Below are 17,677 nucleotides of genomic sequence, written 5' to 3'. Positions count from 1 at the left end.
GTGCGTTTTATCACACCTAGAAGGAGGGCTTATAAACAATGAAATATCAACGCAGAAGTAACATCCGAATCACAGCGCGAAAGTGCGTTTGGTTTTCTGTTTGACCTTTTGCTTCCATAATGAGAAAATAAATACCACTCGAGGCAGACGCTGGCCTCCAATTGATTTCATAACGTCCAGCATGCTGTATACCATCAAAAATTACTCCCACAATTTGACCGAGGAGATTATGGACTGTTAATCGGATCTGAGATTCTTCCGGGAGATCATATTGGACCATCGTTGTTGGATTGAAAGGATTAGGATAGTTTTGAGCAAGAGCATACATTTTAGGTATTGCAGAACCTTTTACAAACACAGAAGTTATTTTATCACTTGTCTTGAACTTATTGGTGTCATAAGAAGCAACAGTCGCATAACCGTCGTTGACCTCGATCCACCATCTATATCGCGATGATTGTTTTAATCTCTTCATAAATGTCATCGATACCATAGTATCTTTGATACCTGCAATTGTTGTATCTAATCCAGGCCCTTGAATGGTAATGATGTAGTGTAACGTATCGACGATATCTTTATCTTTTGCACTGTTCCAAACAAACTTAATTGGAACTGGCGGTTCCTTCAATATAATTGTATCCTCAGGCTGTGGGAAAAGGAGGCTGCCGACTATTGGCTTGTGATTTATATGAAAGATACGTATTACCCAATTTTGTAAAATCTCTCCTCCCCGGCCGTCACTCAGTACAAATGCTGCAAGTGTATCTCCGACATTTAGCCATCCGGGTGTTCCCGCAACCAAACTATCCCCGTAAATTTTTAGCCATAATGGAAGAATGATATTTTTAATCCGAAGTGAATCTCCGAAAAATACTACATCAGGATCAGATGCTTTTATATGATATGTGTACAGAGAATCTTCAGAGGCAACCGTATCGGGCAAACTTGTGATAACCGGTGGATGATTCACGTGCTGCACATGCAATGTAAAGCTCTGCTCTCCTATTCCTCCCTTGTTATCAATAGCCTGAATATCTACAACAGTGTCTCGCGCCTGCATCCCTGCAGGTGTACCCGTGATCACTCCGCTTACACTATCAATCCGCAGCCACTTCGGTTTCACGGATAAACGATATCGAACGATATCTCCAAATAACACACTATCCTGATCGCTGGCTCTGACTGTGTAGACATAGAGTGAATCTTCTATTGCTGTCGTGTCCACTTGGGTCACAAACACCGGTGCGTGATTAGTATGGCGGACAGAAATAGGATACGCCTGACTAGCAATTCCACCTTTACCGTCGGCCACACGTACCGTCACCAATGTATCTCCAACATTGTGTCCGCGCGGTATTCCACTGATCAACCCTGTGCCGCTATGAATACTCAACCAGCTTGGCTTTTTAGTCAGCGAATAGGTAAGCACATCTCCAACGAGTGTATCAGGGTCTTCAGTCCTCACCTGATAAGTATAGAGCGAGTCTTCTTGTGCAACAAAACTTCCGATTGAGACAATCTCGGGAATATGGTTTACATGAGTAATTGAAATTGAAAATTGTTGATATGTGACACCACTATATTGATCAAGCGCTTCTACTACAACCACTGTATCATAGAGATTATATATTAGTGGAGTACCACTAATGGTTCCCGTAATTCTGTCAATGCTGAGCCAACTTGGTTTGTGGACCAGTCTAAAAGTAACATAATCATTATCTTGAGCACTGTCTGGATCAAAAGCACTAACATGATATTCAAAAATATTATCTTCAACAGCAACTTGATTTGGAATGGGTATAATCGAAGGAAGCTTATTAGTGTTATGTCTTAGGATTGAGAACATTGAGGTTTTATATTGATCAACAGATAATCCATCTCCGGTGGCAAGATGTAAATAAATCGCCTTTATAGTATCACTCGATAAATTGAATTGTATAGTATCAGCGTAAATACAATCCTCAAGAAAAAATGTTCTCCAACTCTTATCTTCTGCGAAATACCCGCCGTTCCGGTGAAATGTTAAGGAGCCTGGGTCAGACATTGGAAATAGTGAAGATTTGTCTGATATCACTCCGGTAACAATCATATCTTGAATACCAAAGTCATTAAGATAATTCCATAATAATTGTTCATCTTTAAAAGAATTACCAAAGATAGAAATATCACCTGGTTCAGGAGTAATGCCTAAATTGCCTTGCGAATAATTATTTATGAATACGATCGGCAATTGATAAACCCGTGCAAAGCTGATAAGGCCTTTTGTTAATTGAATAGATGCTTCGTACCTCTGAGTTGAAGCAGAATTTTTTTCCAGATATTCATTGGACAAGTTCAATACTATTATTGCCGTGTTTTTTCTGATATCGGAACCGATGTTTCCATTAAAATTATTGTTGTAATCACTTTTATTTTCTAATATAAGTTTTTTAACATTAATCGAATCACCAAGAGCTTTTGCTACTTCGGACAGATTGGTCAGACTATATCGTTCTCTAAAGATGTCCAGAGTCCACTCATATTGAGAGCTATCTGTTTCGCTGCAATCAGACACCAAAACAGTGTTGAAAATATCAGGATTCCTTTTATGAACATTATAAACACTATTGTAACGAGACCACAGAACACATTCTGAGGGTGAAAATCCAAAGTATAACAGATTATTAATACCAACACTCTTTAAATATGATTCAATTCCAGGATCATCATATAGTAACTGTAAATTTACATTATCATCAATAACTTTAAATACTTGACCTTTCCAATGAATCGGATCACTCTTAACAACAATCTCACCTTTTTTAGGCTTCACATAATAATCGTAATCATGAATCACATGTATCACTAATATTCCATGACGCCGAGAGGATTCTATTAACTCTATCGCATTTTGCATAGCGGGACTTAGAATGCTGTCAGGAGGGAGCGTTTGTTTCACAAAATCGACAAGTACTATTGCAGTTTTACTGGGAAGTAGGTCGATAAGTGCGGAATCTATCTTTACGGTATTATCAGTAATGTATGATTTTGTTATTTTCAGTATTGCATCGTCCGTTGAGAAACTAATTACCATACTTGTGTCAATTTGGGCATTATTAAAACCAATAATCCGCCAATAGTAAATCTGATTTGTATCTAATTCGGATACAGTGTATTCAGGGATGGTAATTTTATCGCCGTGTAAACTTAAAGACTCAATATTCTTTCCTATTAAAAGACGATAGTATTCGTAGTTGCCTTCCCATCGAAATGTCACTGATCGTGAATTCTGGTGTTTTAATCCGTCCGTTGGTTGAAGCAGAGTAATTTCTTGCGACTTAGCAGTGCCCAAAACAAAGAGGAGACATATAGCAATTCTTAATACTGATGACATTCTAAGTATAATATCAAAAATAAATATTCAAAAGCATGATTGATCACCGATATTATTTTTCATTATAGTATTTGTAATAGTCATTAGCGGACATAGCAAATATTACCGTAGGGCTTTAGGAGACTATGTTTGTTAGCATCAGGAAATAATTTCTACCGCTAATTTTTCCGACAGTAACAAAACACATGAAGTTACCCTCAAGGGCAGGATTTAATATCCCTTTATTTCACGCTCGCCATTGCTTCTCCCGACGTAGTTGAGAAAAGCAATCTCTCTTTTCCTTGTGCAGGTAGTCTCCTCGCACTGAAAAATGGATGTGCAGTATTGTGTTCTCCTTCTTTTTCGTCATTACAAACCTGCTACTGTATTGCTGGGGAAGAAAACCCCTTTCTTGTAGTTAAGCAGATTGTCTTCGCTTTAATCAACCATTTTTTTAAACAAGGATTCGTATTGATCCGTAATCTTCTCCCATGTATATCGTTCTGTTATTCGCCTTCTTGCCTTATCGCGGAACACCTGAACAGTTGATTCATCATTATCTATTTTGTCGATAAGCTGAGATATTTCAACCGTATCTTTTGAAAAATAAATTCCATGTTCCGTGTTGTTTAACACTTCACGACTAAAAACAGTATCTAAGGCAAACACACAACAACCACTAGCAAGAGCTTTGAGAAGCGTCGGATTTGTTCCGCCAAATTCGTGGCCGTGTATATAGGCGTAAGCATTGCAATACAACTCACTAAGCATCTCTGCATCTCGCACGTAGCCGGTAAAAACAATCCGGGAATCCTTTATTTGTTTTACTGACTCTGCATATATATCTTTGTATGGGACATCACCAACAATTACAAGTTTTCTTTTCGTCTTAGATTGTTTAAATCCTTCGGCAATAATAGCTGAATTGTTATCAGGGATCAATCTTCCCACAATAAGATAATAATCACCAGAAGCTAAACCATATTTTTGCAGTAATTCCGGTTTCTGGCTGTTGGAGAGATTTTCACCATATGCAATGACAACGCTTGCCGCCCCAAATTCCTTTTCATAAATTTCTGCCATCCGCTCTGAATCTGAGACAACAACATCAAAATACTTTGTGGCAAGTTTGGATGCTGTGTAGAAGTACTTAGCGCCAAGCCCTTTCCATTTAGGACGCAGCCATTCTAAACCATCGACATTTATTGCTGTTCGCTTCTTAAATATTTTGGTTATGATGCCAAAAGGACCATTGGCCGAGTTGACATAAAATAGAACATCATTGTTTCTGCAACATGCGTCAAGAGTAGAAAGAAATGAATTTGTTAATTGACTTAGTATTTTTGAATTAACAGAAGGAATATATAGCAATCGTACTCCATGGACAATTTTTGGAAAACTCTTAAATAGCCCACGATGACAATAAACTGTCAAAGTATGTCCTCGCGCTACAAGTCTTGGAGCTAATTCTGCTACAAATGTTTCATAACCACTATAGACATAAGGATAACCGCGAGTTCCAAGAATTGCTATTTTCATATTGTCGTTATATTGGTCAACTTTAAATGGAATTCTAATTGCCTATATAATTATTTAAACTTAGTTCCGTACTTTTTGATGGTTGGCTAAATTCCGGCCAAGATATGGCTGGGTAAATAATATGTTTGTTTAGGCTGAACGAATTATCAAAAATTACAAAGTTTGAACCGGATTCAAACATCATTGCAGTAGTATTGCTCTTGACGTTGTTCCCGATCATAGTAACATGGGTACTATTTATAAAATACAAACCTGCGGATAAGGCATCCTTAATAGTATTATATACGATAGAAATGAATTTGCCATTTATGACAAATATGTCATGCTGTTGAGCCCTTGAAACATTATTGTTTGATAACGATATTGTATCTGAATTTGATATTATAATCCCCCATTTAGTATGTACTTCAGAATTACTTCGATCTATAGTATTATTACTAATTGTTATTTTGTAGGACCTTGAGCAGACAATGCCTGCCCCAACAAGTTGATTACAACCGCCGCAATCATATAAAATATTTCCATCTACTAAAATACCATTTGCTGAATATTCCTTTGGAATATCATTTGGGCTTGCATCACCAATAAATATTCCATTTTCATAGGTGTTGGAAATTCTATTATTATAAATGACTGTTTTCGTTGGGCCATATCTATAACCTACAGGAGTCTTGTCATCGTACTTTTGAGATAATCCAACTCCGACTTTGCAATTCTCAATAACGTTCCCGGAAATGAGAATATCATGATGTGGGGCTGAATATGCTTCATTAGTTTCAATTGCAATGCCGTAATCCTCGATATTGTTTTTTATTACATTATTTGTAATTGTCATATAATTTCCTGAACCGTAAAATGCATCACGATCATTATCGGAAATAATATTATTATCTAACGTAAAATATTCCGTATTTGCAACTACCACGGCAGCAAGCTTAAAATTGCTAACTCTGCAATTTCGTATTTGAACATATCCAAGTCCGGGACCATATGCAAGAATACCCCAAATCGCAGGAGGAGATGAAGATGCTTTATTCCCATTGAAGTATAGCTTTTCAAGGGATGTTTTTTGTTCTAGTTCAATCATGCGGGGATAGGGCCCGAAATTAGATAAGGACGTACCGTCTTTCACCCTAAGTTCAGATAATTCACCATCACCTAATAATGAGACATTTTCCTTTACAATAATCTTGGCAGAGATCAAATAATATCCTTTTGGGATATATACAAACCCTCCCCCTTTACTGTAAGCAGTGTCAATAGCGCTTTGTATTGCTCTTTCACATGATACGGAATCATTAGGTCGTACAAAATAAGGAGCTTGAGTAACATTAATCCAATCAGCGGACGCAGACCCCCGCATAAGCAATATCGACATGAATATTAGTATTTTATTCATTTTGCGTAATGGATGGGAGAATCTGTTGTCCAAATACAGACATCGCGTCAAAATACGATAGATAGGGATATCTATGCTTGAATTGTCCGCCATGAATTGCCGCAACCTTTAGTGTACAAAAATGTTTACAATCGTATTAATGCAGCTTCTTCTTAAATATGCTATTCGCTAACTCAATAATTTTCAAAGCAGAATATTCCCATTTATATTTTGATGCTTGAAACAATCCTCGTTTCTTCATCTCATCGCATAAATTTTGATTCGTTAAATATTCTTTAATACCACGAGCAATATCTTTTACATCATGCGGATCAACATATATTGCTGCATCACCACAGATTTCAGGCAATGAAGAAGAATTCGAGGCTATCACCGGAATGCCAGAGGCCATCGATTCCAACGGTGGTAAACCAAATCCTTCTTCATAGGAAACATAACAAAACACCGTAGCTAGAGCATAGATAGCCGGAAGATACTCGTCATCAACAAATCCGGTGAGTATTACTTTGTTTTTAATATTCAATTCTTCTAAAATCTTGTTGATATCGAACATTTTCCAATCAGGAGACCCAGCAAGAACAAGCGGAATTAGCTCCGGTGAGTTTTCAAGAAAAGCATAAGCTTTTAAGAGACTATCAAGGTTTTTCCGCTGATTAAGTCGTCCGACATAAAGCAAAAATCGTTCAGGTAATCCATATTCTTTTTTTACAAATTCTAAATAAGCGCGGTCATGATTTTCTTTTGATTTAAATTTATTCTCTATGCCTAAATAAATTACATCAATATTATCTGATGTCGAACTAAACCCATATTTGAGCATCCTTTTTTTTTCTGAAAAAGAGATAGTACAAAGATGATCTGCGGCTAAGGCAAGGGGTTTGATAAAGGAAAAATAAAACCGTTCCTTCAGTGTAAAGTAATTAGGATGCGATTTAAAGATGACATCCAATATCCAAGTCACACGCATATATCTTCCACTAATCGGAGAAAAATTATTGGAAAATAATACATCAATTCTTTCTTTTTTTGCATGAAAAGGTAAAATGAATAGATTCGATAACAAATTATTCCCTGCCCAAATATAAACATATCGAATATTCGGTTTTGGATTACGGATGGAACAACGTTGATATTTCTTATCTAAAAATATCACCACCTCATGGATAAGATTTAGCTCGGCAAATGCCGCAACAATATTCTGAGTGATACGCTTACCACTTGGATGTCCATCAAAAAACCATTTCGCATCAAAACCGATTATCAAAGTTTCCTCGTTTGAGGATTCATCATGACTAAATGAGCCAGTCTTTTGGTTTGTTCTATCCGTGAAAATTCCTTACTCGGCAATGTATCCATTTGTCCTTTTGTTCCACAATAACCGATTACAAGGTCGATTGAATTTTTAATTTCCTGTATATCTGTAATAGAAGTTGTTGCTGCTGTTGGATATGTTTTTAAAAAATCATCGACCGCTCCGCCTTCCGTTATGCTGAGAATCGGTTTCTGACGTATAATCGCATCGTACAGTTTACCTGGGATAGCAGTCTCCCCGCCGTCTGTTTTACTCTGAAAGATGAGGATAATATCAACATTTTCTGAGATATGTCTCTGATAGGTCACATATTCCATATTTGGAATTATTCGGAATAATTCGGAGCTTTGAAGTGATGGCAAGAATTCAGGATCCACCACATTACCAACAAATTCAAAACTAATGTCATCGGAATTTAGTTTGTGTTCGGCACAATATTCACTTGCAGCTCTTAAAAACGTACGGGGATCTCTGTTTCTTGTTAAAGTGCCGCCATAATGAAAGACAATATTTTTTCTTCTTCGTGGTTGAACTGGTTTGATATATTCTGGATCATATCCGTTTGGTATCAGTTCGATCTTTTTTTGATATTTGTTATGTCTTTGCACCAATAAATCGTACGATATTTTTGTGACCGTTATAACAGATTGTGCTCGGCGTACTATTACTTTTTCCAACAGCTCCGCAACTAATTTACCAACAACTGTTCTCGTATAAAATGGATTCCCAACCCAATCATCCCGTAAATCAATAATGAGGGGAATACGATGGAAAACAGAGAGAAGGTACGCAGCGATCATTGTACTATGCGGTGGAGCAGTAACGAATATGATTGAACATTTATATTTTTTTATAATCCGGTTCCCCAAAACCATGGCTGGCAACAGCCAGTATATTTCCGGATCCGGGAAAATCATCTTTTTAACTATTTTAAGTAATTTGCCTTTTAAGGATCCTTTATTTGTCAGACCAGGACGGAAGGCGTAAGGATTAAATATAAATTTCTCGAAAAAATGTTGCCCTTTTGTTCGAAATATCTGGACTGACGGATCATATTGCGGAAGAAATGAATTATCCTTTCTACCTTCAGGAACATCATCTAAGCTTGCAGATAATACAAATGGTATGATCCCGTTTTTGGGGAGATATTTAACAAATGAATGCGCCCGAATAACACCTCCAGAAGAAAACGGAGGAAAATTGTAAGAGATAAAAAACAATTTTTTCATAATACTGAATACGAACCATGAACGATATATTATATTAACACAGGAGTCTTATGAAGAATCGATGCATCTTCATTGCCTCTATTTATTAATTTGAACTGATAAGCCAAATACATTGCGATTATATAACTTGAGAGAACGATATCGTTCTCATAAAATGGAATATTAGCGACTCCTTCTGCGAGATTTACGATAACCACTGAAACAAAATATGTGATAATTAATTGTTCACCTATGGGTTTTCCCTTCTTCATTTTCAGAGAATGATAGATCATATAAAAGATAATAAGAAGAAAAATGAACAATCCTATGAGTCCGATTTCATAGGCATAATAAATATAGAAATTGTGCGGAGGTGGACGAAGGTCTGCTATAATTTCCGGATCTCGGTCACTCGTTGATCCTAAACCATATCCCAGAGGATTGGAAATAATTCTAGGAATATATATTTCTATCCACCAAACAATCCTACCGTAAAACGCTGGGTCACTTTCATAATTTGTTATATTAACGAATCTTTTTGTAATAATATTTGATTCTGCCAATTCATTGAGCCATGGACCACTAACCAATGAAAGAAAGATCGAAACCACTACGACAATACTTGCGACTGAAACAAGCACCTTCTTCATTTTATTTTCTGATATTAGATACGTTAAAATATTGGTTAAAACTATAGAAATAATAATCAACATGATGGGAGAGCGTTCAAGATTTATGGTTAAACCGAGAATAAGAATTACGCCGAAAATATATCCCAAGATTTTATACTTCATTGTCTTCCGGAAAACGACAAGGTATAATAATAGATACACCTGAATAAGATATTTGTTTGAAAGAAAACTCGTCTGAAGAAAACGCGGGCGGCCATCAAGCATAATGGACCAGTTGAATGGTTGTGCTTCGTTATCAATGGCAAATCCATGATATTTGAGAAATGTTTCATCCATAGAAGTGAATCCAAAGAACACCTGATACATTGAATAAAGAGTTGCAATAATTGCTAATATGAATATGCCTTTAAAAATATTATCTTGGTCAATCTGATAAATCGGCCTTTTTTCAATCCACACGATATAGGCGCTGACAAAGCCTATCCACGCTGCAATATCTCTCAAACCCCAGACTCTTTCTTGAATTGTATAATTGAGGGGATTAACAAACTGGAGAAATAAAATGATACTATATAAGATAAATATCGAGTAAAGAAAGTTGTTAAAACGTTTCAGATGTGATAGCAAACGTTTAAAATAGAGCAGGAAAAAAGCTAATCCGAGCCAGCTATACAATGATAAGACATAATCAGATTGGCCAATCTGCCAGGAAGTGAGAAAACTAAGCCGTGATGCCAATGGAAGCAGCAATAAAAGAACTATAAATAAAAAAAGAGATCGAACGGTATTCTGTCTGTAGGCAAAGATAATCACTATCAACAATATAAGCGCCAAAATAAAATTCATTTTCGTTGTTCTATTAAATCAATTAATTCTTTTCCCATATCCGTTGGAATACAATTGGAATTTATTCATCTGACTGCAAAAAGGTTTATTACATCTATCCGTAATTTTAAGGCAATCATCCTTAAATATAAATGAACGTACGATGTGTATCGAAGCGTATGATATTATAAATGAAAATTCTGTTTCATCAGACCGCAATATTTGGACCGAGACATTCCCTCTCATTAGAAAAACATTATCATTGTCGAAAATATATTGTTCTCTTCCCTCAACTACCGGCACACTATGATATCGAATCGACCGAAAAAGATTCCTTTTAATCGGCAAAGGTGTATAAATATACGTACCGGGATCTATGTTAATATCTTCATCGTCAATGCTGAGTTCAAATGATCCAATATCATTATGATTGTGCCCAGCGAATCCCTCCTGTCCCTTTGGAACAAGATAGATACAAAGATATAATCTATCGGCCTTATAAATATATATTCCAGAATCTTTATAACAAATCAATCGTAATTGTGAAATTAAAGAGGTTTTGCTTTTCCGTGTAGGCTTAATGATTTCTTGGGATACGCAAGGCATTGTCGCTGATGAGATGAAGGAGTCATTCGCGTTGTAGATCCTTGAATGTTGTTTTGGTTCCTGATCAATATCTTTAAAAAAATTATGCTTCGCTAATGAACTCACTATTGAATATTCCAATGGATATTTAGATTCGGCTGATTGAAATATTTCCGTCCTGTAGAGAGCGCTGCCCGCTGAAATAAAAGTTGCATGATTTAGATCGTTTTCATCCCAATAGCTTTTGTCTGTTAAAGATACAGCGCTTAAGTTTTTGTATTTCTTCTTTGCTTCATGTTCTTTCAACAGAGATCCATTGGGCGACAATCGAAAAAATCTTCCGCTGTCATTATCTCCTATTTGAGGGATATTGCCATTAGGCTTTGTTATATCTAATGTAAAATTAAGTGTACGGAATAATTTATGGCAATACCATTCAGGTAACAACTCTTCTCTCTCCGTAAAATAACTTTGGCACTGAGAGTCATTGAGTTTTGGAATAGAATTCCACAAGTGTGAATCATATTCCTGAAGAGCCCTTTTCTTTTCTGCGCTCAATCCAAGAATAAGTGCGGTAGCATAGACGATCATTTCTCCACTGAGCCGATGATAGGATGTCGATGACTCATAATTTCCGCCATCGGTGTAAAACTGCTTTTTGTATTCGGAAATTATTTCTTGAATAGAGAAACCTAACCAACAATCAACGAGTGGACTCCGGTCCAGAAATGCAGCGATAAATAATAAGCCGACAATATTGGATAGATAGTGATTAGATGTAATATGTCTCGACCATTCTAGATTACTCGCAATAAACAGGCCGTGTTCATAGATTGAATTAACAAATATTTTGTTAAACTCTAAATCAATCATTCCCGCAGGAGCAAGCTGAGAAAACATTTCAAACGATATCAGCATATTGGCGGCTCTGATACTTACATCCATGGTGCTTACCCAGTTAACGCCCATCCGTGGAGGATTTGTAGCAACAAAATCTAAGATTTGATTTTTGAATTCCCTTAATAGTTGATCTCGTCTTTCTGGCAGCGCCATTGCAAAGATTGCCATTTGAGGTAAGTGCTGTAGTCGTGCCAGTTCCCATGGAACCTTCACATCTGCCCCCATAATGTTGCCGTACCGAACATCTTTATACCATCTTTTGTTATTCCAACGATAGCCGCTTTTATAATCTTTTTGCCAATCGATAGGTTCATAAGTGCCTTCGATATAGTTCCATATCTTCTTACCGGAATCCACATGAGGCTGCAAGAGAATCTTGCTCAACCATGCACCGCTTGGATCAAAATCATCGATGGGTACATTCATTTCATAACGATATCCTTCAAGTCCGGCTGCTTGAGATGTGTAACTATTTTTTACCCATCCGCTTCCCAAAAGATCAAATTTGTGTTTGGAGTACATACTTGCCAAATACAAACATACATTTTTGTCTAGTAAAGATGTATCCAGTTCAGCAGTCTTTAAAAGAAGTGGTTGTGCTGGTAATAGATCTGTTTGAACTCTTGTCGCGAAATGTAAATCTCTTTCCCTCACCTTTTTCTGCTGAACAAATCTATTATATTTTAAAGCTGCCCGTTGAAAAAGAAGGTGAGGAGGAGTAGAAATAATATTTTTAAAATATTTCTTAGTGTAGAACATACGTAAGCGCATCAATGGTCTTTTTTACATGTTTATCCCATGTGTAATGCAATAGAGCTTCTTCTCGTGCATTCATTCCCAGAATTCTGCATAACTCGGGCTGACACATAAGCAATTCCAATCCATGAACAAGTTGGCTTATATTTCCTGATTCTATTAATATTGCCGTTTTATTATGCTCGAGTACTTCACCGATCTGTTCTAATCTGCTTGCAATAATGGGCTTACCCATTGACATATATTCAAAAAGTTTTGTAGGACTTCCAAAAAATTTTGTACCGTCGGGATTTTGCACATGAGGGGCGACCAGAACATTACAAGCTGCAAGATACTGCGGACCTTGATCCTGAGGAACCAAGCCGGTAAAGGTAAAATTATTCCTATATGCGGTATTCACCATATTTTCACATTGTCTTCGGGAACTTCCGTCGCCTATAAAGAGAAAATGAACTTTTCGGCAATACTCGGGATTCATAGTTAACAATTCGTTTCCCGCATCCACCAATATTTCCGCACCGTGCCATGGGCCAAAGGTACCAATGAATCCTACTACGAATTTATCCATCAATCCAAATGTCGTACGCACAGCACCGCCGTCAATGTTGGGAGAATACTTATCAGGATCAACTCCATTAGGATTCACCAATATCTTTGTATCATTGATCCCTCGCTGTTTCAGTTCTTTTTTCATGACATCGCTGACAACAACAATAATATCGGCGCTCTTCAAATTTAACATTTCTATTCTCTCTGAGAGCGTTTCATACTTCAATGATTTCAACCAATTTCGGCTTATCCATATTTCTGAGCCATTATACTCAAGCACAAATGGAATGCGAAAAGTGTTCGATAGTTTAACGCCTGCATAATTATTGAGGCTGTATCTCTGGTAAATAAATGAAATACTATTTTCCGGACATTTCTTCTCTATTGCGCTCACTACTTCTTTTGTCAGAGTAAAGCTGGGCATTTCAGAATAATCCCAAAATATTTTCTGCGGAAGAACGATATGTGTCTCAATGCTTTTATCAACAGTAGGTATGGTATCTGTAGAGAAGAATAATGGTTTTCCAGAAAAAAGATTCAGTCGATTTAAAACTCCAGCAATATGGCCTACTGAACCGCCGGAATGTACTCCGAACCAAAGATCGGTCCTCAAATAGATTGGGTTTCTTCTAAGATCTAAGGAAACCTTGATTGCTTTCTCAGGCGTCACCTCTAAGGAACTGATCTCTTGTTTGATCCCTCGTAAATACGTTCTGATTTTGAAATATTCGATAAACGCAGTTTTAGCTTGTCTAGTAATTCTCCACCACGTCACATCCTCACGTCGGCCGAACTCATCAGCAATACTGCATGAACCGATACTAAGCGCCCTCAGCAAAATCATAGTCAAGAGAGGATTCGTCAATGTCTCTTTTTTGTATGTAATTAATTGGACACTTCGATAATGTACAATATGTGTAATGAAGTGACCTTCTTTAATTTCATTCTTGAGATCTTTGAATAGGATCAGTATTTCATTGTCAAGCTTATGGTAGGGCTTCGATGTTCCTTTTAGTATGACCAATCTTCTCAATTTATCTGTCTTTCACACTTTTTAATAATTGTATTCTCAAGAATACTATTCACATCCATGCGAAGCTTCGAATATTCCAAATCATATTCGCATTTGCTTTGCACCGAACTCTTCGATACACCTGACTAAGAATTATGAATATACTGTTTCCACCAGAGTGCAAAATTTAGCAAACACCATATCTCTGTTTCTTTTCCATGTTCAAGCAACTGCATAACTTCTGCTTTATCGAGAAAATCAGTCTGATCGCAAAATTCAGTTAATTCTTTTTTAGCCTTCTCGCCAAGCTGCTGGGACATCCATTCATAAATTGGTACGCTGAAACCTTGTTTTTTTCTAGATATCAACTCCTCCGGGATCAGACCCTTTACGGCTTTTTTCAGCATATACTTCAGTATTCCATTCTTCATCTTCAAGGAATCCGGAATACTCATGGCCAGTTCGACAAATTTATGATCGAGGAAAGGCACCCTACCCTCAAGACTGACGCCCATAGCCATTTTGTCTACTCTCATCAAAAGTAGTTCAGGTAATCGCAAATTGAGATCTATGTAACTCATCCATTGACAATTGGATTTGTCCTTCGATTTTTCCTTAAAGACATTCCATATTGGCTGTATAGCTTCCCAGGAAGTACGATGTTCAAACTTTTTTTGCAGGCGCATGGAAATGATTCGTTTTTTGTGTGTTTCAGAAAATGCTTCCGCACCGCTCCAAAACATCGGTATGTTTTCGCAATCGCGACGGAGAAATTCATAATATAAAGTATCTTGCTTTCCGAATAACTGTATCCCTAACATAAGCAATTTCTTTATAATCTTCGAAAACCGCGAAACACACTTTTGTAAAAACAATATCTTTTTCCAACCAGAATATCCTATAAATAATTCGTCGGCTCCTTCGCCTAATTGACAAACAATGACTCCATTAGTTCTTGCTAATTTGGAAACGTAATAAATCGGTACACAGATCGGATCAGCGATCGGTTCATCCTGCAAATACACCATAGTTGGTATAAAATCGATAAGATCTTTAACTGTTAATAGATGTTCGTAGTACTGTGCGCCGACTCGATATGCCATCGTTTTGGCATATTCCGTTTCATTGCGTGCGGTTTCATAATTGCCGTCGTATCCAATAGTAAATGTTTTTATTTCACTCTTTTCACCTTCAGAAAAAAGAGCTGCATTAGTGCTGGAATCGATGCCTCCTGAAAGAAACACACCTACCGGTACATCACTTACCTTGCGAAGTTTGACTGATGTACTAAGTTCATCAAGAATCATTGATGCAATCTCGTCTTCAGAAAAACCAGCTAAGTCAGTCTGATGATCGAGGACGTCCCAATATTTAATTTTTATTATGTTGCCATCGCGATTAATCTTGAGCCAAGAACCTGCCTCTAATTTTTGAATTCCCTCAAACATTGTCATAGGCGCTGGAGACGTTAGGAACGATAAGTAATGATAAAAAGCTTCTTCATTTACTGATTTCTTCTGATCCGGATCCTTTAATAGAGCCTTTATTTCCGATGCAAATGTAATCCGATTATGATGGACACTGTAATAAAGTGGTTTCACACCGATGCGATCACGGACAAGCCATAGCTCTTCGTTGTTCGCATTCCATAATGCAAAGGCAAACATTCCGCGAAACTTGTTAATACATTTATCTCCCCATTCTTCGTATGCATGCAAAATTACTTCCGTATCAGAATGATCTGTCTTCCAACGATACTTGTTTGTTGCTTCCAATTCCTTGCGGAGATCGGCATGGTTATAAATTTCACCATTATACGTGATCCAAAGTGTACCATCCTGATTACTCATTGGCTGTGAGGCGGCAACAGACATATCGATGATCGACAGACGACGGTGGCCGAATCCTATTGATCCATCCATTGCGATCCATATTCCACCGCCATCAGGCCCGCGACATACCATTGTATCTCTCATCGTGACGAGATAATCTTCCGATATTTTGAAAGAACTATCTTGGAACGTGAGTGCTCCTACTATGCCACACATATTGTAATCCTTGGATCTTCTATAAATGTAAAAATAAAACTTTTAATACCCATTGGATGAATGCTTAAAATATAGGTATTCTACTATGTAGATATTTTTTAGCATATTTTCTTTCATCCTCATCAAAAACCCGAAAAACATATAAGAGAAATGGAAATAAAATACACAATGCAACTTTGATTAAAATAGTCATTACATCCTGAATGCCAATTCCGGGGAGAATGAAATAAAAAATGGAATAGAATATGATAATACCAATCACTCTTAGAAAAGCATTCACTTCGTAATGAATGTAAAAGTATTTCTGACAATAATAATACATGAATAAGAGAAGAACACCATTTGAAACACAGCTGGCAAGCGCTGATCCATACATCCCGAGAAACGGTATCGTACTGTAGTTGAGACTGATGCTGACAACGGCACCCGTTACTACAACGATAGTTGCGAGGTACGTTTTTTCCACTATATCGATGGCAATGCTCAAATTATAATAGAGTCCGTAAAAGATACTTGAGAGAAGGATGGGGCCAACGATGCCACTCGCGTCGACATAGGATGCATTCGATACCGCTAAGACGATCTCCTTCGAAAAGTAAAAAATACACATGGAAAGATATATGAGAATCAGAAGGAAATACTTGATGATCTTAGAGAATGTTTTTTTAAAGTGATCCTCTTTCGCAATAGACAGGGCGTATGGCACGATGGCAGTTGAAAACGGAGTAACAACTCCGATCATCACGATTGACCCGATCTTATTCCCGTAGGAATAAAGGCCAACTTCCGTTGGAGTAAGAAAATGATTCAGAAAGAAGCGGTCAGAGAGATTGAGAAGGAGGAAAAACAAGTTTACAACATAGATAGGACTGATGAAAACGAAAAGTTTTTTTAAAATGACCGCGGAAAAAGAAAAGCCAATGAATCTGGAGAACCATCCAAGTACAATCACCGTGATAACGATTAGCACGGTAAGATTTCCGATAATGATCCCGGAATAATTCCAGTGGAGTACGGCGACAAAATAGACATTCGTAAGTGTTAGGAGTGTCACCTTAACAATTTGCGCGAAAGCAAAAAAAACCGGTTTCCTTTTCGCCCGCATGAACGAAAAAATGAAGCTTCCAAAGGCAGACAAAAGACCTGTGGCTGTAACCATTGTAAATAAGTACGAATATTTAGTGCTGCCGAAAAGAACCTGAGAGAACTGGCTTACCATTGGAAGCGTGATCGCGGCGAGAACGATAATAAAAAGAGTTTGAGTCCAAAAGCAAGTGTTCATGACCATCCGTTGTTCAGCTTCGTCCTTCGCCATCAGGTAATAGCGAAACAACCCAGAGCTTAGACCAAAGACGGCGGTAATTTCAATGATAGACTGAAACACAGAAAAAATTGCAAGATACCCGTAATCTTCCGGCGTGAGGAATTTCGTATACAACGGCAATAATAAAAATGAAACGATGCTCCCTGCTGCACCGCCCACCCCATAAATAATTGTCTCTTTTGAAATTGATTTTAACTGATGTAGCAATCTTGTACACTCTCAGCCGTTTGTCTATC

The 17,677-nt window shown here is 37.3% G+C and carries 10 protein-coding genes; all 10 read right to left on the bottom strand.

All coding sequences use genetic code 11. The annotated features are described in order from the left end of the window. Positions 1–46 precede the first annotated feature (46 nt). The 10 genes from NTX44_06975 to NTX44_06930 all read right to left on the bottom strand — a co-directional run bounded on the left by NTX44_06975 (position 47) and on the right by NTX44_06930 (position 17,648). Positions 47–3,373: a putative Ig domain-containing protein gene (locus NTX44_06975; GenBank protein ID MCX6121348.1), complete on the bottom strand. Its 3,327-nt coding sequence runs from the start codon at positions 3,371–3,373 to the stop codon at positions 47–49. A 417-nt stretch (positions 3,374–3,790) separates the two neighbouring features. Further along, positions 3,791–4,891, bottom strand: coding sequence for a DUF1972 domain-containing protein (locus tag NTX44_06970; protein ID MCX6121347.1), 1,101 nt, complete (start codon positions 4,889–4,891; stop codon positions 3,791–3,793). 34 nt (positions 4,892–4,925) lie between these two features. After that, entirely contained in the window at positions 4,926–6,254 is a 1,329-nt protein-coding gene (locus tag NTX44_06965; GenBank protein ID MCX6121346.1) for a right-handed parallel beta-helix repeat-containing protein, read from the bottom strand. Between the two features lie 172 nt (positions 6,255–6,426). Continuing rightward, positions 6,427–7,554, bottom strand: coding sequence for a glycosyltransferase family 1 protein (locus NTX44_06960; GenBank protein MCX6121345.1), 1,128 nt, complete (start codon positions 7,552–7,554; stop codon positions 6,427–6,429). After that, entirely contained in the window at positions 7,551–8,831 is a 1,281-nt protein-coding gene (locus NTX44_06955; GenBank protein ID MCX6121344.1) for a glycosyltransferase, read from the bottom strand. Before NTX44_06955 ends, NTX44_06960 begins: the two co-directional genes overlap by 4 nt. Positions 8,832–8,860: 29 nt before the next feature. Further along, positions 8,861–10,288 carry an O-antigen ligase family protein gene (locus tag NTX44_06950; GenBank protein MCX6121343.1) on the bottom strand — a complete coding sequence of 476 codons (1,428 nt, stop codon included), beginning with the start codon at positions 10,286–10,288 and terminating at the stop codon, positions 8,861–8,863. Between the two features lie 18 nt (positions 10,289–10,306). After that, positions 10,307–12,511 (bottom strand): heparinase II/III family protein, encoded by a 2,205-nt coding sequence (locus tag NTX44_06945; GenBank protein ID MCX6121342.1) that lies wholly within the window; start codon positions 12,509–12,511, stop codon positions 10,307–10,309. Beyond that, the gene (locus NTX44_06940) at positions 12,498–14,081 is read right to left on the bottom strand and encodes a glycosyltransferase family 4 protein (protein ID MCX6121341.1); all 1,584 of its coding nucleotides are present in this window, start codon (positions 14,079–14,081) and stop codon (positions 12,498–12,500) included. The genes NTX44_06945 and NTX44_06940 overlap by 14 nt, the downstream gene beginning before the upstream one ends. Before the next feature lie 134 nt (positions 14,082–14,215). Then, complete coding sequence (gene asnB / locus NTX44_06935) at positions 14,216–16,117, bottom strand: asparagine synthase (glutamine-hydrolyzing) (protein ID MCX6121340.1); 1,902 nt, start codon at positions 16,115–16,117, stop codon at positions 14,216–14,218. A 64-nt stretch (positions 16,118–16,181) separates the two neighbouring features. Continuing rightward, positions 16,182–17,648, bottom strand: coding sequence for an oligosaccharide flippase family protein (locus NTX44_06930; GenBank protein MCX6121339.1), 1,467 nt, complete (start codon positions 17,646–17,648; stop codon positions 16,182–16,184). Positions 17,649–17,677 lie beyond the last annotated feature (29 nt).

The sequence above is a fragment of the Ignavibacteriales bacterium genome, assembly GCA_026390575.1.
GTDB lineage: Bacteria > Bacteroidota > Ignavibacteria > UBA10030 > UBA10030 > Fen-1298.
This window is presented reverse-complemented; position numbering and strand designations above follow the sequence as displayed.